Consider the following 21748-nt stretch of genomic DNA (forward strand, 5'->3'; position numbering starts at 1 on the left):
AACGACACGCCCTAGTTGTGCCGTTCAGATAATTAAAACAGTTTTTCCATTTCTTCAGCGCGAGCAACCGCAGCTTGCATTGCTTTCGCCACAATATCAGACAGTTGATGTTCGTTGAACGTACGTAGCGCTTCTGCCGTTGTGCCACCTTTTGATATCACGTTCTCGCGTAGCGTTGAAAGTTCAGTTTCTGGATTTTCCACTACCATGCTTGCAGCGCCAAGTGCTGCTTGCTGAACTAACATGCGTGCGGTGTCTTTATCGAAGCCTTGAGCAATCGCTTCAGCTTGCATCGCTTCCATAAATAGGAAGAAGTACGCCGGTGCACTGCCTGCTGCTGCAATAACGTTGTTGATGCCCGATTCTTGCCCAACCCAACACACCTTACCGCATGCTTGCATTAGTTCTGTTGCGAAGGCTTTGTCTTGTTCTGAAACAGATTCAGGCGCATATAGACCACTCATACCCAAACCAAGTTGGGATGGTGTGTTTGGCATCACGCGAACCAAGTTGAGCTTATTCGCTAACATGTCATCCAAACGTGAACAGCTGATACCTGCTGCGATAGAGATAACCAGTTTGTTGCTGAAGTCGATAGATTGCAGTGGTGTACACACTTCCTCCATCATTTGTGGCTTCACAGACAATACCACCACGTCCGCTTCCGTTGCAGCTGCGATGTTATCGCTGGTGGTACGGATACCAAAGTCTTGCTCAAGAGGCTGGCGGCGCGTCTCAGATGGCGCGGTTGCGACAATGTTTTGAGCAGGGTAGCCATTAGCGACGAGACCCGAGACAATGGCTCTCACCATGTTCCCTGCGCCGATGAAGGCAATCTTTTTATGTTCCATATGTCTGATTTCCAAATATAAATTCTTACAATTTGTTGTGCGCACGGGTGTATAATCGCACCACTTTGCTCTGACTGCCCAAAGAAAGGCCGTCAGACTCAAGTTCACAGTGTCTGGCAACAATACGCTTTTATTGCTGTTTGCCGTAGTCTCGTGCGCCAAAAATAGCGGTGCCGATGCGAACCATAGTACTGCCCGCTTCTATAGCAGCATCCATGTCACCACTCATGCCCATAGAGAGCGTGTCGACATCTGGGTACTGCTGAGCTAGCTTGTGCTTAAGTTCAGATAATTGTTTGAACGCTCGCAGTTGTGATTCGTAATCTGGCACGTTAGCAGGAATCGACATCAACCCTCTTAACGTGAGGTTTGGAAGGCGAGAAATCAACTCAGCCAGCTCGAATATTTCTGCATCGTTGACGCCAGATTTAGAATCTTCACCACTGGTGTTTACTTGAATCAGCACTTGTAACGGTTTTAGCTCACTTGGGCGCTGGTCATTTAAACGTTGAGCGATCTTAGCGCGATCAATGGTGTGAACCCAATCGAAATGTTCAGCGACAGGACGTGATTTATTGGACTGAATTGGCCCAATGAAGTGCCATTCGATTCGATAATCTGGATAATGCTCGGCAAAGTGCTGAACTTTACTGACGCCCTCTTGGACGTAGTTTTCACCAAACGCCACTTGGCCTGATTGGTAGGCTTCGAGAACCGCCTCGACAGGTTTAGTTTTGCTTACTGCTAAAAGTTGCACTGACTCTGGAGAACGGCCACATTTTTGTTCGTCGTGTCGAATTTGAGAGGTGATATGTTCAATGTTTTGTTGAATACTACTCATAGCTGTACTTTAGACTTAAGGATTTTAAATGGATATCACTGAGTTACTGGATTTTAGTGTAAAACATAATGCTTCGGATCTACATCTTTCTGCAGGTGTACCACCAATGGTTCGTATTGATGGTGATGTGAGAAAACTGGGCATTCCAGCGTTTACACACCAAGAAGTGCACCGTTTGGTTTTTGAAATCATGAACGATGCGCAGCGCAGTGAATTCGAAGAAAAACTCGAAGTCGATTTCTCATTTGAATTGCACAATGTTGGCCGTTTTCGTGTCAACGCCTTCAACCAATCTCGTGGCTGTGCGGCGGTGTTCCGTACCATCCCAAGTAGCATTCCAACACTGGAAGAGCTAGAAGCGCCAGAGATCTTCAAAAAGATTGCTAACGCAGAAAAAGGTTTAGTACTGGTTACCGGTCCAACAGGTTCGGGTAAATCGACAACCTTGGCTGCCATTGTTGACTACATTAACCGTAATCACAACAAGCATATTCTTACAATTGAAGATCCTATTGAATTTGTTCACAACAACAATAAGTGTTTGATCAACCAACGTGAAGTACACCGTGATACGCATAGCTTCCAAAATGCGCTTCGCAGCGCGCTACGTGAAGACCCGGATGTCATTCTAGTTGGTGAGATGCGTGACAAAGAAACTATCAGTTTGGCGCTGACGGCTGCTGAAACGGGTCACCTTGTTTTCGGTACGCTGCATACTAGCTCAGCAGCGAAAACCATCGACCGTATTATCGACGTATTCCCAGGTAGTGACAAAGACATGGTGCGTTCGATGCTGTCGGAGTCGCTGCGTTCGGTTATTGCGCAAAAGCTGCTTAAGCGAAATGGTGGAGGCCGTATTGCTTGTCATGAGATCATGATGGCAACGCCAGCAATCCGTAACTTGATCCGCGAAGATAAAGTGGCGCAGATGTACTCGATCATTCAAACCGGTGCGGCACATGGCATGCAAACCATGGAACAAAATGCTCGTCAGTTGATGGCTCAAGGTATGGTATCGCGTGAAGAAGTCGACAAGAAAGTCGAAATCGAAGCGCAGCAATTCTCGTAACGATCACATAGGTAATAGCGAACCCGGAAGATGGATCTGAATAAATTTCTCGAAGGCATGCTGGCGTTAAAAGCGTCGGATCTTTATATCACGGTTGGTGCGCCGATCTTATTTCGTGTGGACGGCGAACTGCGTCCGCAAGGGGATAAGTTGAGTGAAAATGACGTAGCCATGCTGCTCGATAGTGCAATGGATCCAGAGCGACGTCAGGAGTTTCGTAAAAGTCGAGAATCAAACTTTGCGATTGTCCGAGATTGTGGCCGCTTCCGTGTTAGTGCTTTCTTTCAGCGAGAATTACCTGGTGCGGTGATTCGTCGTATCGAAACCAACATTCCTACGTTTGAACAGCTTAAGCTGCCTTTAGTGTTGCAAGATCTTGCGATAGCGAAACGTGGCTTAGTGCTGGTGGTTGGTGCTACAGGTTCCGGTAAGTCGACCACTATGGCGGCGATGACGGGTTACCGTAACAGCAATAAAACAGGTCACATTCTGACAGTTGAAGACCCAATCGAATTTGTGCACGAGCACAAGCGTTGTATCGTGACTCAGCGTGAAGTGGGATTGGATACCGACAGCTATGAAGTCGCGTTAAAGAACTCATTACGCCAAGCGCCTGACATGATTTTGATTGGTGAGATCCGTAGCCGCGAAACGATGGAATACGCGATGACCTTTGCTGAGACTGGTCACTTGTGTATGGCTACATTGCACGCGAATAACGCAAACCAAGCACTTGAGCGTATTTTGCACCTAGTGCCAAAAGATCAGAAAGATCAGTTCCTGTTTGATCTGTCGATGAACTTAAAAGGCGTAGTAGGTCAACAGCTGATCCGTGATAAAAACGGTCAAGGACGTCATGGCGTGTTTGAGATTCTGCTAAATAGTCCACGAGTTTCTGATCTGATCCGTCGCGGTGATCTGCATGAGTTAAAAACCACCATGGCACGCTCTAATGAATTCGGGATGCTGACGTTTGATCAGTCGCTCTATAAATTGGTGATGCAAGGCAAGATCAGTGAAGAAGATGCATTGCACAGTGCGGATTCAGCTAACGATCTGCGTTTGATGTTGAAGACGCAACGCGGTGAAGCCTTCTCTACAGGCACGCTGGCGAACGTTAAGATCGATATGGATTGATACCAATCGTAGTAAATAACTGGTCATTCTAGCTTGTTAAAATACTCGATAACTGCGTTGCAATTTTTGATTGTAGAATAACTACTTATCGAAAAATTGCGCCTTGTTCTCAAGCATTTTCCCTACGCTATTTCTGATCACTTATTTACTGTGATTGGTATAATCTACTCCAGAAATGAAGAAGGTTGGCAGAAGCCAACCTTTTTTCTTTGTGCTTGAATGTCTACTCACCCCAAAGGTTTTCAAACCAACTTTCAAGAATCACCACCGCTGACTGACAGTCGATGTTACCCTTAGATAACGCTTTGTAGCCACCCATACTGAATAAATCAGCACGAGCCTCTGCTGTCGACAGACGTTCGTCATGCAACTCAACAGGTAAGCCATATCGGCCTTGAAGGCGGTTGGCGAACTTTTTCGCTCGTGGCGTAATGGTTTCTAGATCTTTCCCGTGCAGGTCAGTCGGTAAGCCAACAACCAATAAGTCTGGTTGCCATTCTTTGATTTGTTTTTCGATATCATCCCAGTTTGGAATGCCATCATTGGCTTTAAACGCTTTTAATGGTGAAGCGGTGCCAGTAATTTCTTGGCCAATCGCGCTACCAATACTCTTGGTGCCAAAATCAAAGGCCATAACAGTGCGTGACATAATGTGTCTCGAATCTCAATTGGGTGGAAAACTTAACGTATTACGCAAGTGGGTTATGCATGTCCGGCGTCAGAAGATAACTGGCTCGGATCGATACCTAGCTTTTCGACGGCTTTTTTCCAACGATCGATAATAGGAGTATCGAAGATGATCTCTGGTGTGGCTTCAATCGTCAGCCATGAGTTTTCAGCCAGTTCGGTTTCTAACTGACCAGCACTCCAACCTGAATAACCTAACGCAACAAGATAGTCACTTGGTTCTGCCTCTGTGCCGAGTACCGACAGGATGTCTTTGGAAGTGGTGACAGCCAGCTCGTCAGTCATTTGAATGCTCGATTCGTAATAATCTTTTGGTTTATGCAAAATAAAACCACGATCTTCAGAAACAGGGCCGCCATTATAAACAGGCCTGTCCAAACTCGCTTCAAACAGGCGCGGGTGAACAGGTTGTACTTCGACCTGCTTGAGCATGCTACCTACTGTAATATCAACCGGAGCATTGATCATTAGCCCCATCGCACCTTCTTCATTGTGCTCACAGACATAGATAACACTATTCTGAAAGTAGGGGTCTTTCATTCCCGGCATAGCAACTAAGAAATAGTTTGTGAGGTTCATTCTCATTTCGACCTTTCAGTAGGTACTTAAGCAAACGTCACGCACTGATATGTGCATGAGTTTGCTTAAGTTAATGTTCAACGCTCTCTATTAACTGTACTACAGTTTGAGTTATTCGCCTTTGATACGACGTTCGATCGCATCCATGAGCTTACCAGTGATAGAAATATCAAATGCTGCTTCAATTTCACGAATACACGTTGGGCTGGTGACGTTGATTTCCGTTAGCTTGTCGCCAATCACGTCAAGGCCAACAAAGATAAGACCTTTTTCTTTCAATGTTGGTGCGACGGCTTGTGCGATTTTCATGTCAGTTTCACTCAGTGGACGAGCTTCACCGGTACCACCAGCAGCCAAGTTGCCGCGCGTTTCGCCTTTTGCAGGGATACGAGCTAGGCAGTAAGGCATTGGTTCACCATCAACCACAAGAATACGCTTGTCACCATTGCTGATGTCAGGTACGAAGGTTTGCGCCATTGCGTAGTTTTGGCCGTGGTTAGTCAGCGTTTCGATGATCACAGATACGTTTGGATCGTTCTCTTTTACGCGGAAGATAGATGCACCACCCATGCCATCAAGTGGTTTTAGGATCACATCACCATGCTCTTCACGAAAAGCTTTAATCTTCTCTGCTTTTCGCGTCACGATAGTAGTTGGTGTGAGTTCAGGGAACCAAGCCGTGAACAGTTTCTCGTTACAGTCGCGTAGGCTTTGTGGTTTGTTAACGATTAGTGCACCTTGTTCTTCAGCACGTTCAAGGATGTAAGTCGCGTAGATGTACTCAGTGTCGAATGGAGGATCTTTACGCATCAGAACCGCATCTAACTCAGAAAGCTCGATAGTTTGCTCTGATTTGAATTCGTACCAGCCAGTTGGATCTTCTTTTAATTCAACCACTTTGGTATCCGCAATTGCTTTACCTTGGTCTAGATGAAGATCATTCATTTCCATGTAATGGATTTCGTAACCGCGGCGCTGCGCTTCAAGCATCATGGCAAAGCTAGAGTCTTTCTTGATGTTAATGGACGAGATTGGGTCCATAACAATACCGAGTTTGATCATTGTTTTTCTCCGTTTTAACCAAGATCGCCGAAACGAACTTGTAAGGCTGTAATTGCGGTAAGAGCCGCAGTCTCGGTGCGCAGTACGCGAGGACCGAGTAGCGTTTCTTCAAATTGATGTTCGCGTGTCATGCCGATTTCTTCTGAAGATAGACCGCCTTCAGGGCCAATCAATAGCCGTACTTTTTCGACAGGCGTTGGCAGGGTATTGATTGAGTACTTCGCTCGTGGGTGAAGGTTCAGTTTTAAACCGTCGTACGCTTCTTGACACCATTCTTCCAAACTCATGATTGGACGGATCTCAGGCACGACATTGCGACCACATTGTTCACAAGCGCTCACTGCGATTTTTTGCCATTGAGCGAGTTTCTTCTCGAAGCGTTTTTGATCTAGCTTTACGCCACAACGTTCAGAGATAAGAGGTGTGATTGTATTAACACCAAGCTCAACAGACTTTTGGATCGTGAATTCCATCTTATCGCCGCGAGAAATAACCTGACCAAGATGCAGATCTAAAGGTGACTCAATGTTGCTTTCTACACGCTCGGTTAATTCAACCATCACATTCTTTTTCGTGACTTCACTAATCACGGCTGGAAATTCTGCGCCACTGCCATCGAAAAGGAGGACTTCTTGTCCCTCTTTCATGCGAAGGACTCGGCCAATGTGGCCTGCTGCATCTTCACTTAAAGCTAGTGCGCCAAGTTGTTGAATGGTTTCTGGATGATAAATTCGAGGGATACGCATCGTGTTTCGATTTCCTGCATACGCGAGTGTTTAGACACTAACATGGATGCTTTCCACCGAAAAAACAAGGGGCAAGAGGCGTTTCCATTTGCAGTAAATAGTTACGCCTCAATTAGCACAAGTTTGCCGCTGTATTTTTGAGGGGAATTACAGTGCTCGACAAGCCTCTTGTACAAATGGGTTATGGTTGCCTTGAACCTTTGAAATGCGCTCGTCACGCTCACATTCCCACTTGTCGACAGGGTAGGTTTTGTTCCACGCACTCATTAACTGAGTTTGTTGCTTAGACAGTTTGAAGCCGTACTCTTTGCTCATGTATAGGTAGGTGCGAGCAATCGAGCCACGAGCGCGGTCTGGTGGCATGACTTTACGTTGCTTGAAGTTAACCTGCATTTCACAGCGGCCATAGCTGACACCGTCCATGCCATTCCACTGACTGAAGTTGTAGTTAGAGCGGTCACCGTTTACCTCTCCGATAGCTGGCGTTAGGTTGTGGAGATCGGCTTCCATAGATTTGAAGACTTTGTCGTTTCTTGTGCAGTTTTTGCGTCCGCCATCTTGCCAGCACTGACGCTGGTGGCCGAATTGCCAAGCTGGGACCACGTGTTCCCACTCGATGCGAGAAGCACGTTTTTCTTGTTTACGCACTTGGTAGCCACAAGAAGCAAGGTCCGGTACACCTTTCTTACCTTGCCAGTTGATATCACAGCCACAGTAGAAACTGGTTGGATGATCTTTGTATATTTTAACCGCTTCACGTTTTGCCGCAGAGAAAGAGGTCGGTGGCGCAGCAATTACGGCACTAGAAAGCGCAAACAGGAATAAAGAGAACAGGTATTTCATGATTAAAGTCTTTATAAAGTATGACTTTATTTATTCTAACACGCAGAAATTAGCTTTAGTGATGAGTGTGTTAACAATAATGGGCAAAAAGAAGCCGTTTGAGAACGACAATCTCTGTTTTAGGAATCTGAATATTTCTATTGAGGAGAGTTAAGAGAGCTGAGTGCCAGTGAAGCTTAATGGTTTTCGACACTTTTGGCAGGAATAGACAGTCTCTTTACGCATGACTTTATTGTGGCGTCGAATTGAGAGCGGATAGGCGGTACAAGCGCAGCGGTACTCAAAGGTCTTACCTTGCACAGAGGCGATATCGAAGCTGTGAGTTGTTTTAGCTGGCACGTTAAAAATGGCTTCCATCACACCTTGCCATTCTTTACCGTGAGGGCGAACACGACCGTATACTTGGTACGTAATGAGATGTGCTACTTCATGTGGTATCACTTCTCTTAGAAAAGCTTGCGGGTTTTCTTTAAAAAGCTTTGGATTTAGACGAACTTCATTCAATTGCAGGTAAGCTTTGCCTGCAGCTTTACCACGAACATTAAATGTGACTGCGGGCATCGGAAAAGAACGTTTGAATGCTTGCTCCGCCTTCGTGATGCAACCTGCCATCACTTGTTTGGCTTTGTAGCTCAGCTCTATATCCACACTTACCTCATCATATTTAATAAAAAGCCCCCGCGTTTGCGAGGGCAGGATCATAACACCAGTTTTCTAAGGCGTGTGTTTTTTCTTGATCGTTGCATGGTAAGCGTGCCAAGTACCATAACCGAGGATTGGCATGGTGAAGAGCATACCTATGCCGTACGTTGCAAAGCCAATTAAGATACCGCCACAAATGATGGCTGCCCATACGATCATCGCAGGAATGTTCGACTTCACAGCGTTAAAGCTAGTAAAGACGGCGGTCATCATGTCTACACGCCTTTCCATCATTAAAGGAATAGAAAAAGCAGAAATACTGAACACGATGCACGCTAATACCAAGCCAACTAGAGAGCCAATCACTAAGAAAGGCAAGAAGTCAGTCAGTGGCGCGCCTTGAACGGACGGATAAAGTGCATGAAGCAGAGCGGCAATTCGCATCCAGAAAATCATACATACCGCGAGCATTACAGCGAATGCCCATTGAGAAGTCGAATTTCGTCCAATGGCTTTCATTGAATGGAACAAGCTTGGTTTGTGTCCACGCTCTCTCTCCCAACTGGCGTCATATAAGCCTAGTGCTAGGAATGGGCCGATTAGCATGTAGACAATCAGACTCGGCATCACCACTAAGTGTGTGCCTTGCCATTGAACCAGAAGCACGATGCCAATAGCGGCGGCCATAAAGCAGATGCCGTAAAAGGCACTAATGACTGGCATATGAACGAAGTCGTGCAGACCCAGTGAGAGCCAATGGAATGGGGCCGAAAGATTCACGGTATTGCACGGAATGGTTCTGGCATATTCGTTATCTGGGACTTCCTTTCGTTTATTTTGGAAGTCAGACGGATTCACGGTACGAGGCATAACTCCTCCTTGATTTATTCCCACGGTGGCACCTAGGCCATAAAGGATGCCTGACTGACGTTTTCATTACTTTTTTCATCACGTGAGTCCGCACCTTATCTCTATACGTTATATGCATCGGAAAGTGCATTTAACATTATGTTAACTATTGGCGGAGTTAGGGCAATTTACAAATAAATGCTGAATTTTTGTTCAAGAAAGAGATAGGAAAGAAAAAGGGAGGAGGGAACAAAAAGCCCCCGCCAAAGGCGAGGGCTTTATCGATTCTTGTGTGGCTCGATTACTTGATGCCAGCGAAATCGCGTAGGATAGCTGCTTTATCTGTAGCTTCCCATGGGAACTCTTCGCGACCGAAGTGACCGTATGCTGCTGTCTGCTTGTAGATAGGTTGAAGCAGGTTAAGCATTTCTTGTAGGCCGTATGGACGTAGGTCGAAGTTTTGACGAACCGCTTCAATGATAATGTCGTGTGATACTTTCTCAGTACCGAACGTTTCAACCATGATAGACGTTGGGTCAGCAACACCGATAGCGTATGAAAGTTGGATTTCACAACGGTCAGCCATGCCAGCTGCTACGATGTTTTTCGCTACGTAACGTGCCGCGTAAGCTGCTGAGCGGTCTACTTTCGATGGATCTTTACCTGAGAATGCACCACCACCGTGACGAGCTGCACCGCCGTAAGTATCTACGATGATTTTACGACCAGTTAGACCACAGTCACCCATTGGACCACCGATAACGAAACGACCGGTTGGGTTGATGAAGAAGTTAGTGTCTTTAGTGATCCACTCTGAAGGCAATACTGGCTTGATGATCTCTTCCATTACTGCTTCACGTAGGTCTGGTGTTGTTACTGAATCACAGTGCTGAGTCGAAAGAACAACCGCATCAATACCAACAATCTTACCTTGGTCGTATTGGAACGTTACTTGAGATTTCGCATCTGGACGAAGGAAGTCTAGTTTACCGCTCTTACGAACTTCAGCTTGCTTCTTAACAAGTAGGTGAGAGTAAGTAATTGGAGCTGGCATTAGGATTTCAGTTTCGTTTGTTGCGTAACCGAACATGATGCCTTGGTCGCCGGCGCCTTGCTCTTTAGGGTCTGCTTTATCAACACCTTGGTTGATGTCTGGAGACTGCTTACCGATGGTGTTTAGAACCGCACACGAGTTCGCGTCGAAGCCCATATCAGAGTGAACGTAACCAATTTCACGAACAGTTTCACGAGTGATTTCTTCAATATCAACCCATGCTGACGTTGTTACTTCACCGCCAACCATAACCATGCCGGTTTTAACGTAAGTCTCACAAGCAACACGTGCTTTTGGGTCTTGCTCAAGAATTGCATCAAGAACTGCGTCAGAGATTTGGTCTGCGATTTTATCTGGATGACCTTCTGATACCGACTCAGAAGTGAACAGGTGCTTAGCCATGATAGCTCCAATCTTAAGGTTTACTCATGGCCAACTAACGCAAGCTTGCCACGAAAAATACAATACAGTTTGTAGGTGTTTCTACATCTAGACGTCTATTTTAAATTGCCGTGTTCGAATTACAAGTTCTTTTTCCAATCCAATTCATCTGACTTATTACCCAATCGTTTGCTTGAAGGATGATGAATTTATAGAAAAATGCAGACAATCAGCGAAAAGATTGAGTTAAAACCTCAAAAATGGTGAGTAAAACGTTTGCAGTCAGAATTTGGCTCTGAGAGAATATTGCGGCGCTTTTATCCCTTCTTAGTAAGATAAAAGCGCCCACATTCCTTTATCAATTCGCTTAATGCACTCAGGAGCAGACATGTCTTCTCGTAAACATCTGGCAAATGCAATCCGCGCTCTTAGCATGGATGGTGTTCAACAAGCTAACTCTGGCCACCCAGGCGCACCTATGGGTATGGCTGATATCGCTGAAGTTCTTTGGCGTTCTCACCTAAACCACAACCCAGCTAACCCAGAGTGGGCAGACCGCGACCGTTTCGTACTGTCTAACGGCCACGGCTCTATGCTTATTTACTCTCTACTGCACCTGAGCGGTTACGAGCTGTCTATCGACGATCTTAAAAACTTCCGTCAGCTTCACTCTAAGACTCCTGGTCACCCAGAATACGGCTACGCACCAGGTATCGAAACAACGACTGGTCCTCTAGGTCAAGGCATCACCAACGCGGTTGGTATGGCAATGGCTGAGAAAGCGCTAGCGGCACAGTTCAATAAAGAAGGTCACGACATCGTTGACCACTTTACTTACGTGTTCATGGGCGATGGCTGTCTAATGGAAGGTATCTCGCACGAGGCTTGTTCTCTTGCTGGTACACTAGGCCTTGGCAAACTGATCGCATTCTGGGATGACAACGGCATTTCTATCGACGGTCACGTAGAAGGTTGGTTCTCTGATGACACTCCTAAGCGTTTTGAATCTTACGGCTGGCACGTAATCCCTGCTGTAGATGGTCACGATTCTGAAGCGATCAATGCTGCTATTGAAGCGGCAAAAGCAGACCCTCGTCCTACGCTGATCTGTACTAAAACCATCATCGGTTTTGGTTCTCCAAACAAATCAGGTTCGCACGACTGTCACGGTGCGCCACTAGGTGCAGACGAAATCGCAGCAGCACGTGAGTTCCTAGGTTGGGAACACCCAGCATTTGAAATTCCAGCAGACGTATACGCTGAGTGGGGTGCAAAACCAGCAGGTTCTGAGAAAGAAGCAGCTTGGAATGCGAAGTTTGAAGCATACGCAGCGGCTTACCCAGCAGAAGCGGCAGAGCTTAAACGTCGTTTAAACGGCGAACTTCCTGCAGAGTGGGAAGAAAAAGCGAGCCAAATTATTGCGGATCTTCAATCTAATCCAGCGAACATTGCATCACGTAAAGCATCTCAAAATGCTCTAGAAGCGTTTGGTCAAATGCTTCCAGAATTCATGGGCGGCTCTGCTGACCTAGCGCCTTCTAACCTAACCATGTGGTCAGGTTCTAAGTCTCTAGAAGCGAACGACTTCTCTGGTAACTACATCCACTACGGTGTACGTGAATTCGGTATGACTGCGATCATGAACGGTATCGCGCTACACGGTGGTTTCGTTCCTTACGGCGCAACATTCCTAATGTTTATGGAATACGCTCGTAACGCTATGCGTATGGCTGCTCTGATGAAAGTTCAGAACATCCAAGTTTACACGCACGACTCTATCGGCCTTGGCGAAGATGGCCCAACTCACCAACCGGTTGAGCAAATGGCTTCACTACGTCTGACTCCAAACATGAGTACATGGCGTCCATGTGACCAAGTTGAATCTGCAGTAGCATGGAAACTGGCGATTGAGCGTAAAGATGCGCCAACTGCACTTATCTTCTCTCGTCAAAACCTAGCGCAACAAGATCGTGATGCTGCGCAAGTTGCGAACATCGCAAAAGGTGCTTACATCCTGAAAGACAGCGATGGTAAGCCTGAGCTAATCCTAATCGCGACAGGTTCTGAAGTTGAGCTAGTAGTGAAAGCTGCCGAGCAACTAACGGCTGAAGGTAAGAAAGTACGCGTTGTTTCAATGCCATCAACAGATGCATTCGACAAGCAAGACGCTGCTTACCGTGAATCTGTACTACCATCAGACGTAACGGCACGTATCGCGGTAGAAGCGGGTATTGCTGACTTCTGGTACAAGTACGTTGGTTTCGACGGCCGCATCATCGGTATGACAACCTTCGGTGAGTCTGCGCCGGCTGACCAGCTGTTTGAAATGTTTGGTTTCACTGTAGAAAACGTAGTGAACACAGCACAAGAATTGCTAGCGTAATTTCGCGTTATAAATGAAAAACCGAGCGTTAATGCTCGGTTTTTTTGTGCCTATTCAAACTCTTTTCCCCAGTTGTCTCTCTCCTTGTGCCCACATTCCTTACAAGTGACATAGCGATCCATATCGTAATAGTGGCCGCCATTTAACAAGGTATGAGCCCAAAGTTTTAACGTTCCAAGAATCGATTTATCCGTATCATAACGACTTGGCTTACGGACCAGCACTTCAGAGTGTGGTGTTTCTCTATTGCATCGCTGACAAAAGTGAGCAGCGGGAAAACCTGACATACGCATTTCCTTTTGGTGATAAAACAAGGAGTTAAAGTGCCAAGTGAAATACGCGAGGTCAGAAATGAATATATTGGCAATGTGAATGTATCGTGAAGTGAAAAGATAGTTTACCGCGAGTGAGATCACTTACTTAATGCGTTCAGCCTTCGTATCAGGTACTATCTGTGACACGAATTTTTGGTGAGGCGAGGGAGAAATGCTAAAGGTTGCGATCAATGGATTTGGACGTATCGGTCGTAATGTACTGCGAGCAGTATATGAGAGCGGTAAACACCAACAAATTAAGGTTGTCGCTGTTAATGAGCTTGCACAACCAGAAGCAATGGCCCATCTTCTGCAATATGACACCAGTCATGGCCGCTTCGGAAAGAAAATCTCTCACGATCAAGAGCATCTTTATGTTCATCATGATAGTGGTGAATATGACCCCATTCGAATCCTTCACCTCGCTGAAATCGACCTGTTGCCATGGCGCGATCTAGAGGTCGATATTGTCTTAGACTGCACTGGCGTATTTGGCTCACAAGCGGATGGCTTAGCTCATATTGAAGCAGGTGCAGAGAAAGTCCTGTTTTCTCACCCTGGTGCAAATGACCTCGACAACACCATCATTTATGGCGTGAACCATGAAACGCTAAAAGGCGAGCATCGCATTGTTTCTAATGGCTCGTGTACGACGAATTGTATCGTTCCTATCATTAAAGTCTTAGATGAAGCCTTTGGCATTGAGTCGGGCACCATTACTACTATCCATTCATCAATGAACGATCAGCAGGTGATTGACGCTTATCATAATGATTTACGTCGTACTCGTGCTGCCAGTCAATCCATCATTCCTGTCGATACTAAGTTGCATAAGGGAATTGAAAGAATCTTCCCGAAATTTTCCAACAAATTCGAAGCCATTTCGGTTCGAGTTCCGACAGTTAACGTCACCGCGATGGATTTAAGTGTCACAATTAGTACAAATGTGAAAGTTAATGACGTAAATCAAACCATTGTTAACGCATCTCAGTGTACATTACGTAACATTGTTGACTATACTGAATCGCCGCTCGTTTCCATCGACTTTAACCATGATCCCCACAGTGCCATTGTGGATGGAACTCAGACTCGAGTGAGCAACGGGCAACTCGTAAAAATGCTTGTTTGGTGCGATAACGAATGGGGCTTTGCTAACCGGATGCTGGATACCGCTTTAGCAATGCAAGCTTCTTCACAAGTGGAGCCTTAATGGTGAGGAAGCGATGGAGAAATTTTTTATTTTAAGCCTTGAAATAAATCTGACGTATCTCCATATCAATAACCAGTTTGAAGAATTAACGGGCTTGGCAGGATTGCCGAGTTTTTAAAAACTTTAATTATTTAATATTTGAGAGGACACATCATGTCTGTAATCAAGATGACTGACCTGGATCTTGCAGGTAAACGTGTATTTATCCGTGCTGACCTAAACGTGCCAGTAAAAGACGGTAAAGTAACTTCTGATGCACGTATCATCGCATCTCTTCCAACTATCAAGCACTGTCTAGAAGCAGGCGCTAAAGTAATGGTTACTTCTCACCTAGGTCGCCCAACTGAAGGTGAATACGCTGAAGAGTTCTCTCTACAACCAGTAGTTAACTACCTAAACGACGCACTAGATTGCGAAGTTAAACTAGCGAAAGATTACCTAAACGGTCTAGAACTAAACGCTGGTGAGCTAGTTGTTCTTGAAAACGTTCGCTTTAACAAAGGCGAGAAGAAAAACGAAGAAGAACTGTCTAAGCAATACGCTGCTCTATGTGACATCTTCGTAATGGACGCATTCGGTACAGCTCACCGTGCACAAGCATCTACTCACGGTGTAGGCATGCACGCAGACGTAGCATGTGCGGGTCCTCTACTAGCTAACGAACTAGAAGCACTAGGTAAAGCAATGGACAAGCCTGCTCGTCCAATGGTTGCTATCGTAGGTGGTTCAAAAGTTTCTACTAAGCTAACGGTTCTTGAGTCTCTATCTAAAATCGCTGACCAACTTGTTGTTGGTGGCGGTATCGCTAACACATTCATCGCAGCTGCTGGCCACAACGTTGGTAAGTCTCTATACGAAGCAGACCTAGTAGAAACTGCTAAGAAGCTAATGGATGAGTGTGCAATTCCAGTAGCAACTGACGTTGCATGTGCAAAAGCATTTGACGAAAACGCAGAAGCTGAAATCAAGCACGTTTCTGAAGTACAAGACGACGACATGATCTTCGACCTTGGTCCAGATTCAACTGCTGAACTAGCAGAAATTTTGAAGAACGCTAAGACTATCCTATGGAACGGTCCAGTAGGCGTATTCGAATTCAAGAACTTTGAAGCAGGTACTAAAGGTATCTCTGACGCTATCGCATCTTCTGAAGGCTTCTCTGTTGCAGGTGGTGGTGACACGCTAGCGGCTATCGACAAGTTCGGTATCAAAGCTGACGTATCTTACATCTCTACTGGCGGCGGCGCTTTCCTTGAGTTCGTAGAAGGTAAAGTTCTTCCAGCAGTTGAAATGCTAGAAGCACGCGCTAAGTAATATTCAGTAAAGCGGGAGTCCTCTCCCGCTTTCTTGTTTGCTGCAACGCGAGAGGAACTCTGCTAAAATAGCCTCAGTTGTGAGCAAACGTTTGCAAGATTTTCAATTTAACAAGTTTTGTTTATAAAACGACAGATAAATAGGATTACATCCATGTCTAAGATCTTCGACTTCGTAAAACCAGGTGTTATCTCTGGCGATGACGTTCAGAAAGTATTTGAAGTAGCAAAAGAGAACAAATTTGCTCTTCCAGCAGTTAACGTTGTTAACACTGACTCAATCAACGGTGTTCTAGAAGCTGCAGCGAAAGTTAAAGCTCCTGTTGTTGTTCAGTTCTCAAACGGCGGTGCTGGTTTCTTCGCTGGTAAAGGCGTGAAACTTGAAGGTCAAGGTGCACAAATCCTTGGCGCTGTAGCAGGTGCAAAATACGTACACGCAGTTGCTGAATCTTACGGCGTTCCAGTAATCCTTCACACTGACCATGCTGCTAAGAAATTGCTTCCATGGATCGACGGTCTGCTAGACGCTGGTGAAGAGTTCTTCGCTCAAACTGGTAAACCACTATTCTCTTCTCACATGATCGACCTTTCTGAAGAGTCTCTAGAAGAGAACATCGAAATCTCTGGCAAATACCTAACTCGCATGGCGAAAATGGGTATGACTCTAGAGATCGAACTAGGTTGTACTGGTGGTGAAGAAGACGGCGTTGATAACTCTCACATGGACGCATCAGAGCTTTACACTTCTCCAGAAGACGTTGCTTACGCATACGAGAAACTAAACGCTATTAGCCCACGTTTCACTATTGCAGCATCTTTCGGTAACGTACACGGTGTTTACCAAGCAGGTAACGTTGTACTAACTCCAACTATCCTACGTGACTCTCAAGCATACTGTGCAGAGAAGTTCGGTATTGCACCAAACGCTCTAAACTTCGTGTTCCACGGTGGTTCAGGTTCATCTGAAGCTGAAATCCAAGAGTCTATCGGCTACGGTGTTATCAAAATGAACATCGATACTGATACACAGTGGGCAACTTGGGATGGTATCCGTACTTACTCTGCAGAAAACTTTGATTACCTGCAAGGTCAAATCGGTAACCCAACTGGCGAATCTGCGCCAAACAAGAAGTACTACGATCCACGCGTATGGCTGCGTGCTGGTCAAGCTTCAATGGTAGCTCGTCTAGAGAAAGCATTCTCTGACCTAAACGCAATCGACGTACTATAATTCGTCTTATTTGAGTTTCTAAAAACCCGCTCTTCGAGCGGGTTTTTTTATGTCTAATCAATGAGACAGCGACCATTCTCTTTCTTTTAGCAATTGATAACTCAATCAACTGCTATATGATCACCGCACTTCATATCCCTTCAGTTTTGGCGCAAATTTCGAAACCCAGCGCATTTCCGCACCAAGTGGCATAAAAGCAATTAAAAAGTGTGGCGAAATGTAAATCCATTGCGTACTCTGTAACATGCCAATATCGGAAAATTCTGATAAAGCTTTGTTTTGTAGGTCTTTGCGAAACTCTGACTTTGCAAAATTTCAGTTTTGAGATATTGTGCCAAAAATCTGACACTGTTCAGGAAAACAATAGGGATGTTGTTGTGAATAAGAACCTATAAAAAACAAGGTTCATAAGTTAACGGCAATTAGATTTTTATATCTTTATTTTGAGGATACGAATTATGGCAGGTGAATCGATGGGTATCGATACCTCTTTAACGGATGGTTTGAGCAAAGCGGAAACGTGGCTAAATAACAACTCAGATCTTCTTATTCAGTACGGTGTAAACATCATTTCTGCACTGCTGATCCTATTTATCGGTAACATTATCGTTAAAGCGGTAGCAAACAGCGTTTCAAAAGTGCTTGAAAAGAAACAAATGGACAAAGCGGTTGTTGAGTTTGTCAACGGTCTAGTTCGTTACCTTCTATTTGTTATTGTATTGATTGCGGCACTAGGTCGTGTAGGTGTTCAAACTGCATCTGTAGTTGCGGTAATTGGTGCGGCTGGTCTTGCTGTTGGTCTTGCTCTACAAGGCTCACTATCTAACTTTGCTGCTGGCGTGCTAATCGTTGCATTCCGTCCATTTAAGTCTGGTGACTATGTGGAAATCGGTGGTGTAGCTGGTAGTGTTGAAGCAATTCAAATCTTCCAAACTGTACTAAAGACACCTGACAACAAAATGGTTGTTGTGCCGAACTCATCAGTTATCGGCGGCGCAATCACTAACTACTCTCGCCACGCTACGCGTCGTGTAGACCTAGTTATCGGTGTTTCTTACAGCGCTGATCTTAAGCAAACTAAGCAAGTTATCCGTGACGTGCTAGAAAAAGATGAGCGTATCCTGAAAGATCCTGCAATCCAAATCGGTGTCCTAGCACTAGCAGACTCTTCAGTGAACTTCGTGGTTCGTCCATGGTGTAAAACGTCTGATTACTGGGATGTTTACTTCGATTCAACTCAAGCAATCAAAGAAGCGTTGGACGAAGCAGGCATCGAAATTCCATTCCCACAAATGGATGTTCATTTGAACAAAGTAGAAGCTTAATCCCTTCGATTGAGAACATGAAAAAGCGAGGCAATGGCCTCGCTTTTTTTATATCCGGATTTTCTAAAGTTCTAACAGAGTGTTACTGCCAGCGAGGAGCAGACGTTTAAGTTCGCTACCTGCAAAGCCAAAGGTTAATTCGGGTAAACCTGGCGTATAAAGCAACTCATCATGCTGGTAGAGTGCCGTGTCGACGATAATGGTGACATGCTCAGGTAAGCCAATAGGACAAACTGCGCCAGGTACACAACCTAGCTGCTCAATCATTTCATCGTCGCTGCAAATAGAAGGCCTTTTACCAGTCATCATTTTGACTTGTTTGGAGTCTAAACGAGAGTCTTTGTCAGTCAGGTATACTGCGTAACCTTGTCCTTTTAGCTTGAGAAAAAGGCTCTTAGTATGAGTGCCAGTCCAGCCGAGTTGTGCGGCAACTTTGACATCGGTTTCGAAGTCGAGAATGGCTTCATGTTGCCACTCTCGAAAGGGGATCGAGAGCGCGTTGAATCGCTCTCGATTGATTTGATGGATTTTTTCCAGTGACTCCATGTCGTGTTTCTTTCCTATTTATCTTTACCAGTATTTGGTGACTAACTCATTCGCAAGTACAAAAGCGATAGTAAACATCATAGTAGCAACCGCAATATCGATGCCTTTTTTCACTTTTGGTTTTGAGAGCGTTGGCCCCAATTTTGCCGCACCTAATGAGAGCGTGTAGAACCATACAAAGGAAGCCATGATGGTGCCCATAGCGAATGCGATGCGATCATTACCTTCAAACTGACCACCAATTGAACCTAAGATCACTACGGTATCTAAGTACAGGTGCGGGTTCAACACTGTGACGGCAAGTGCGCCAAGAATTACGGTACGACGGCCTCGTGCGACGACTTCACCATTCGATTCAGAGGCGTTTGCTGCTTTGAATGCACTTTTTAGTGACAGTAAACCGTAAACACTTAAGAAGGCAATACCACCTAAAGTGACTGAGGTAAGTAGGATTTCATTTTGCGACAGAATTGCACCGCCACCGAAAATACCGAGCGAGATAAAAATCATATCTAGGATACTACAGATGGTCGCAGTCGTTAGATGATGTTGACGCTTAATGCCTTGGTTAAGTACATACGCATTTTGCGCACCGATTGGAATGATCATGGTCGCACCTAAACCGAATCCTTGTAATAACACCCAAAAGCTCACAACACACCTCAACATTAGTAATAGAACAACAGAGGAGGGGAAGATAAAGCTTTTCATTAAATAAGTATAATTAATGATTTTAATATATTATTAGCGTTACTTATTTAGTGCTGTTGGCGTTTATTAGGGAGGAAAAACACGTGCGAGGATTGGATTATAAATGGATAGAAGCGTTAGATGCGGTAGTTCATCAAGGCAGTTTTGACCGAGCTGCTGAGCACCTTTTTGTTTCGCAATCAGCAATTTCCCAACGTATCAAACAGCTTGAGAAGTACCTTGCCCAACCGGTACTTATACGTGAGCAACCGCCAAAGCCAACCCCAATTGGTAAGAAGCTACTCGGGCTTTATCGTCGCGTCAGGTTGCTTGAGCATGAAATCCTTCCTGAGCTAAAAAACGATACCACAACTCGCCCCGTTCAGCTCTCACTCGCGACTAATGCCGACAGCTTAGCAACGTGGTTACTACCGGCTTTACAAGATGTGATGAAGCATCGCCAAGTTGAACTTAAGTTGACGATCTACGGAGAATCACGATCGATTGAAAAGCTCAGAAGTGGTGAGGTAGCAGGGGCTATAAGTTTAGAATCACAAGCCATACCGAGTTGTCGAGCGGATTACCTAGGGCGCATCGATTATGTTTGTGTCGCTAACCCTGAGTTCTATCAGCGCTATTTTACCGAAGGCGTGAACAATCAAACGTTAGCTAAAGCACCAGCGGTTTCCTATGATCAGTACGATGATCTGCATAAGAAGTTTTTAACGGAGCACTTCAACGTCAGACCGGATAGTGTCATCCATCACAATATTAGTAGTTCTGAAGCTTTCCTCAAAATGGCCTTAGCTGGAGTCGCTTATTGTTTGATTCCTCGACTACAGATCACCGATGAACTGGAGAAAGGGGAGCTTATCGATATCACACCTGGCTTTTTGATGTCTTATCGCATTTATTGGCATCACTGGCAGTTGGAAACTGGAGTGCTGCAAGAGATATCGCAAGCAATTGTGAGTTACGCTCAAAAACACTTACCGCAATAAGTTCCCACTTCGCTCGCGTTTTGAGTCGAAATTACCATGAAGTTACACAGTCAAAGTTGTGTTAGAAGTCGCTTAAGGTGCTTGGATAATTGCCAGAAGTTTCTATGATGAGTCTATATACACTCCTGTTCATTGCTGTTTTATCTATTTGCGAATTCAAGACAGCAACTTATCTGCCATGGCTTTCATCGAGTCTCTCGCCTTGAACTCAGGCAACTGGAGTGATCTTAGTCTTTCAATACGGATGGATTTGTCGAATGAAACTGTCTTCATGTTTACTTGCTTCAGCCCTAAGCCTTACTAGTATTTCTGTGTTTGCGAATGATGTGCCGAATTTTGCCCATTTATCAACCACTGGCTACGGTGAAGTTGTCGCGACGCCAGATATGGCGGCTTTTTCTGTAAAGGTTGTTGATACGACCATGACGGCAGAACAGGCGAAGCAATCTGTCGATAATACGGTTGATGAGTTTCTTAAGAGCTTAGCTGATGCCGGTTTGTCGAAAGACAATATTACTAGCTCAAATCTGTACCTTGCTCCTCAGTACCACTATCCTAAATCGGGTAAAGCGGAACTTGTGGGTTATCGAGCTTCACGCAGTATTGATGTGACTGTGAGTGATTTGGCGAACTTGAATGAGTACTTGGATATGGCGCTAAAGGCGGGCATCAACCAAGTTGACAACATTCAGCTTAAAGTAAGCAACCAATCTGAGTACCAACAAAAAGCACGCATGGCAGCGATTAAAGATGCACAAAGCAAAGCGGCTTCTTTAGCGACAGGTTTTGATAAGAAGTTAGGTGATGTGTGGCAGATTAACTACAACCAAATGCACGCACGCCCAGTATTGATGCGCTCTGTGGCGATGGATGCAAGAGAGAGTTCAAATAGCTATCAAGATTCAACGTTGGTGATTCGTGACCAAGTGGACGTCGTATACAGGCTTAAATAGTACAGATAACATTACGATTCTGTCTAGTCCTAAAATAGGTT

The 21748-nt window shown here is 45.2% G+C and carries 22 protein-coding genes; 9 read left to right on the forward strand and 13 right to left on the reverse strand.

The features are described 5' to 3' along the window. Window positions 1-32: 32 nt before the first annotated feature. Both proC and BCT11_RS18380 read right to left on the reverse strand, forming a co-directional pair. The gene (gene proC, locus BCT11_RS18375; protein WP_102388926.1) at window positions 33-851 is read right to left on the reverse strand and encodes a pyrroline-5-carboxylate reductase; all 819 of its coding nucleotides are present in this window, start codon (window positions 849-851) and stop codon (window positions 33-35) included. Window positions 852-981: 130 nt separating this feature from the next. Then, window positions 982-1692, reverse strand: coding sequence for a YggS family pyridoxal phosphate-dependent enzyme (locus BCT11_RS18380; protein WP_038873183.1), 711 nt, complete (start codon window positions 1690-1692; stop codon window positions 982-984). 28 nt (window positions 1693-1720) lie between these two features. Between BCT11_RS18380 and BCT11_RS18385 the strand changes: the two genes are divergently transcribed. Both BCT11_RS18385 and BCT11_RS18390 read left to right on the forward strand, forming a co-directional pair. After that, window positions 1721-2761 (forward strand): type IV pilus twitching motility protein PilT, encoded by a 1041-nt coding sequence (locus BCT11_RS18385; RefSeq protein ID WP_038873181.1) that lies wholly within the window; start codon window positions 1721-1723, stop codon window positions 2759-2761. A gap of 30 nt (window positions 2762-2791) precedes the next feature. Further along, window positions 2792-3898: a PilT/PilU family type 4a pilus ATPase gene (locus tag BCT11_RS18390; RefSeq protein ID WP_038873178.1), complete on the forward strand. Its 1107-nt coding sequence runs from the start codon at window positions 2792-2794 to the stop codon at window positions 3896-3898. 223 nt (window positions 3899-4121) lie between these two features. Here the strand turns inward: BCT11_RS18390 and ruvX are convergent, their stop codons facing one another. From ruvX to metK, 8 genes are all read right to left on the reverse strand, one after another. Next, entirely contained in the window at window positions 4122-4547 is a 426-nt protein-coding gene (gene ruvX / locus BCT11_RS18395; RefSeq protein WP_038868128.1) for a Holliday junction resolvase RuvX, read from the reverse strand. 53 nt (window positions 4548-4600) lie between these two features. Continuing rightward, on the reverse strand, window positions 4601-5164 hold the full coding sequence (locus BCT11_RS18400; protein ID WP_038868129.1) for a YqgE/AlgH family protein: 564 nt from the start codon (window positions 5162-5164) through the stop codon (window positions 4601-4603). Window positions 5165-5275: 111 nt separating this feature from the next. After that, on the reverse strand, window positions 5276-6226 hold the full coding sequence (gene gshB, locus BCT11_RS18405) for a glutathione synthase (RefSeq protein ID WP_042605403.1): 951 nt from the start codon (window positions 6224-6226) through the stop codon (window positions 5276-5278). Window positions 6227-6240: 14 nt separating this feature from the next. Further along, window positions 6241-6972 carry a 16S rRNA (uracil(1498)-N(3))-methyltransferase gene (rsmE, locus tag BCT11_RS18410; protein ID WP_038868134.1) on the reverse strand — a complete coding sequence of 244 codons (732 nt, stop codon included), beginning with the start codon at window positions 6970-6972 and terminating at the stop codon, window positions 6241-6243. 147 nt (window positions 6973-7119) lie between these two features. Beyond that, entirely contained in the window at window positions 7120-7815 is a 696-nt protein-coding gene (gene endA / locus BCT11_RS18415) for a deoxyribonuclease I (protein WP_038881140.1), read from the reverse strand. Between the two features lie 150 nt (window positions 7816-7965). Further along, the gene (locus BCT11_RS18420; RefSeq protein WP_102388927.1) at window positions 7966-8463 is read right to left on the reverse strand and encodes a SprT family zinc-dependent metalloprotease; all 498 of its coding nucleotides are present in this window, start codon (window positions 8461-8463) and stop codon (window positions 7966-7968) included. Window positions 8464-8529: 66 nt separating this feature from the next. Further along, window positions 8530-9327: a DUF2189 domain-containing protein gene (locus tag BCT11_RS18425; protein ID WP_102388928.1), complete on the reverse strand. Its 798-nt coding sequence runs from the start codon at window positions 9325-9327 to the stop codon at window positions 8530-8532. A gap of 280 nt (window positions 9328-9607) precedes the next feature. Continuing rightward, on the reverse strand, window positions 9608-10762 hold the full coding sequence (gene metK, locus BCT11_RS18430) for a methionine adenosyltransferase (protein ID WP_038868143.1): 1155 nt from the start codon (window positions 10760-10762) through the stop codon (window positions 9608-9610). Between the two features lie 367 nt (window positions 10763-11129). Here metK and tkt point away from each other — a divergent pair, with 367 nt between their 5' ends. Next, window positions 11130-13124, forward strand: a complete 1995-nt coding sequence (tkt, locus tag BCT11_RS18435) for a transketolase (protein WP_102388929.1) — start codon at window positions 11130-11132, stop codon at window positions 13122-13124. A gap of 50 nt (window positions 13125-13174) precedes the next feature. On the opposite strand, the gene BCT11_RS18440 is transcribed toward tkt, so the two are convergent. Next, window positions 13175-13411, reverse strand: coding sequence for a hypothetical protein (locus tag BCT11_RS18440; RefSeq protein WP_038870340.1), 237 nt, complete (start codon window positions 13409-13411; stop codon window positions 13175-13177). 199 nt (window positions 13412-13610) lie between these two features. On the opposite strand from BCT11_RS18440, the gene epd reads away from it, so the two are divergent. The 4 genes from epd (at window position 13611) to mscS (ending at window position 18517) form a co-directional block, all read left to right on the forward strand. Continuing rightward, window positions 13611-14648 (forward strand): erythrose-4-phosphate dehydrogenase, encoded by a 1038-nt coding sequence (gene epd / locus BCT11_RS18445; RefSeq protein ID WP_038870338.1) that lies wholly within the window; start codon window positions 13611-13613, stop codon window positions 14646-14648. Between the two features lie 153 nt (window positions 14649-14801). Beyond that, the gene (locus BCT11_RS18450) at window positions 14802-15962 is read left to right on the forward strand and encodes a phosphoglycerate kinase (protein WP_038870336.1); all 1161 of its coding nucleotides are present in this window, start codon (window positions 14802-14804) and stop codon (window positions 15960-15962) included. Window positions 15963-16115: 153 nt separating this feature from the next. Further along, entirely contained in the window at window positions 16116-17192 is a 1077-nt protein-coding gene (fbaA, locus tag BCT11_RS18455) for a class II fructose-bisphosphate aldolase (protein WP_102388930.1), read from the forward strand. A gap of 458 nt (window positions 17193-17650) precedes the next feature. Then, window positions 17651-18517, forward strand: a complete 867-nt coding sequence (gene mscS, locus BCT11_RS18460) for a small-conductance mechanosensitive channel MscS (protein WP_038870334.1) — start codon at window positions 17651-17653, stop codon at window positions 18515-18517. 63 nt (window positions 18518-18580) lie between these two features. Here the strand turns inward: mscS and BCT11_RS18465 are convergent, their stop codons facing one another. Both BCT11_RS18465 and BCT11_RS18470 read right to left on the reverse strand, forming a co-directional pair. Beyond that, entirely contained in the window at window positions 18581-19063 is a 483-nt protein-coding gene (locus BCT11_RS18465; RefSeq protein ID WP_102388931.1) for a YbaK/EbsC family protein, read from the reverse strand. Window positions 19064-19087: 24 nt separating this feature from the next. Then, complete coding sequence (locus BCT11_RS18470; RefSeq protein WP_039976408.1) at window positions 19088-19717, reverse strand: LysE/ArgO family amino acid transporter; 630 nt, start codon at window positions 19715-19717, stop codon at window positions 19088-19090. A gap of 140 nt (window positions 19718-19857) precedes the next feature. On the opposite strand from BCT11_RS18470, the gene BCT11_RS18475 reads away from it, so the two are divergent. Both BCT11_RS18475 and BCT11_RS18480 read left to right on the forward strand, forming a co-directional pair. Continuing rightward, complete coding sequence (locus BCT11_RS18475; RefSeq protein ID WP_038870328.1) at window positions 19858-20754, forward strand: LysR family transcriptional regulator ArgP; 897 nt, start codon at window positions 19858-19860, stop codon at window positions 20752-20754. Between the two features lie 257 nt (window positions 20755-21011). Next, window positions 21012-21707 (forward strand): oxidative stress defense protein, encoded by a 696-nt coding sequence (locus BCT11_RS18480; protein ID WP_038870326.1) that lies wholly within the window; start codon window positions 21012-21014, stop codon window positions 21705-21707. Window positions 21708-21748 lie beyond the last annotated feature (41 nt).

It is taken from the genome of Vibrio sp. 10N.222.52.B12, from assembly GCF_002875385.1.
Lineage (GTDB): Bacteria > Pseudomonadota > Gammaproteobacteria > Enterobacterales > Vibrionaceae > Vibrio > Vibrio jasicida.

What these genes read in the sequence shown, in the direction of transcription:
- proC (WP_102388926.1), bottom strand. Translation starts at nt 851, where the DNA reads ATGGAACATAAAAAGATTGCCTTCATCGGCGCAGGGAACATGGTGAGA.
- BCT11_RS18380 (WP_038873183.1), bottom strand. Translation starts at nt 1,692, where the DNA reads ATGAGTAGTATTCAACAAAACATTGAACATATCACCTCTCAAATTCGA.
- BCT11_RS18385 (WP_038873181.1), top strand. Translation starts at nt 1,721, where the DNA reads ATGGATATCACTGAGTTACTGGATTTTAGTGTAAAACATAATGCTTCG.
- BCT11_RS18390 (WP_038873178.1), top strand. Translation starts at nt 2,792, where the DNA reads ATGGATCTGAATAAATTTCTCGAAGGCATGCTGGCGTTAAAAGCGTCG.
- ruvX (WP_038868128.1), bottom strand. Translation starts at nt 4,547, where the DNA reads ATGTCACGCACTGTTATGGCCTTTGATTTTGGCACCAAGAGTATTGGT.
- BCT11_RS18400 (WP_038868129.1), bottom strand. Translation starts at nt 5,164, where the DNA reads ATGAACCTCACAAACTATTTCTTAGTTGCTATGCCGGGAATGAAAGAC.
- gshB (WP_042605403.1), bottom strand. Translation starts at nt 6,226, where the DNA reads ATGATCAAACTCGGTATTGTTATGGACCCAATCTCGTCCATTAACATC.
- rsmE (WP_038868134.1), bottom strand. Translation starts at nt 6,972, where the DNA reads ATGCGTATCCCTCGAATTTATCATCCAGAAACCATTCAACAACTTGGC.
- endA (WP_038881140.1), bottom strand. Translation starts at nt 7,815, where the DNA reads ATGAAATACCTGTTCTCTTTATTCCTGTTTGCGCTTTCTAGTGCCGTA.
- BCT11_RS18425 (WP_102388928.1), bottom strand. Translation starts at nt 9,327, where the DNA reads ATGCCTCGTACCGTGAATCCGTCTGACTTCCAAAATAAACGAAAGGAA.
- metK (WP_038868143.1), bottom strand. Translation starts at nt 10,762, where the DNA reads ATGGCTAAGCACCTGTTCACTTCTGAGTCGGTATCAGAAGGTCATCCA.
- tkt (WP_102388929.1), top strand. Translation starts at nt 11,130, where the DNA reads ATGTCTTCTCGTAAACATCTGGCAAATGCAATCCGCGCTCTTAGCATG.
- BCT11_RS18440 (WP_038870340.1), bottom strand. Translation starts at nt 13,411, where the DNA reads ATGTCAGGTTTTCCCGCTGCTCACTTTTGTCAGCGATGCAATAGAGAA.
- epd (WP_038870338.1), top strand. Translation starts at nt 13,611, where the DNA reads ATGCTAAAGGTTGCGATCAATGGATTTGGACGTATCGGTCGTAATGTA.
- BCT11_RS18450 (WP_038870336.1), top strand. Translation starts at nt 14,802, where the DNA reads ATGTCTGTAATCAAGATGACTGACCTGGATCTTGCAGGTAAACGTGTA.
- fbaA (WP_102388930.1), top strand. Translation starts at nt 16,116, where the DNA reads ATGTCTAAGATCTTCGACTTCGTAAAACCAGGTGTTATCTCTGGCGAT.
- mscS (WP_038870334.1), top strand. Translation starts at nt 17,651, where the DNA reads ATGGCAGGTGAATCGATGGGTATCGATACCTCTTTAACGGATGGTTTG.
- BCT11_RS18465 (WP_102388931.1), bottom strand. Translation starts at nt 19,063, where the DNA reads ATGGAGTCACTGGAAAAAATCCATCAAATCAATCGAGAGCGATTCAAC.
- BCT11_RS18480 (WP_038870326.1), top strand. Translation starts at nt 21,012, where the DNA reads ATGAAACTGTCTTCATGTTTACTTGCTTCAGCCCTAAGCCTTACTAGT.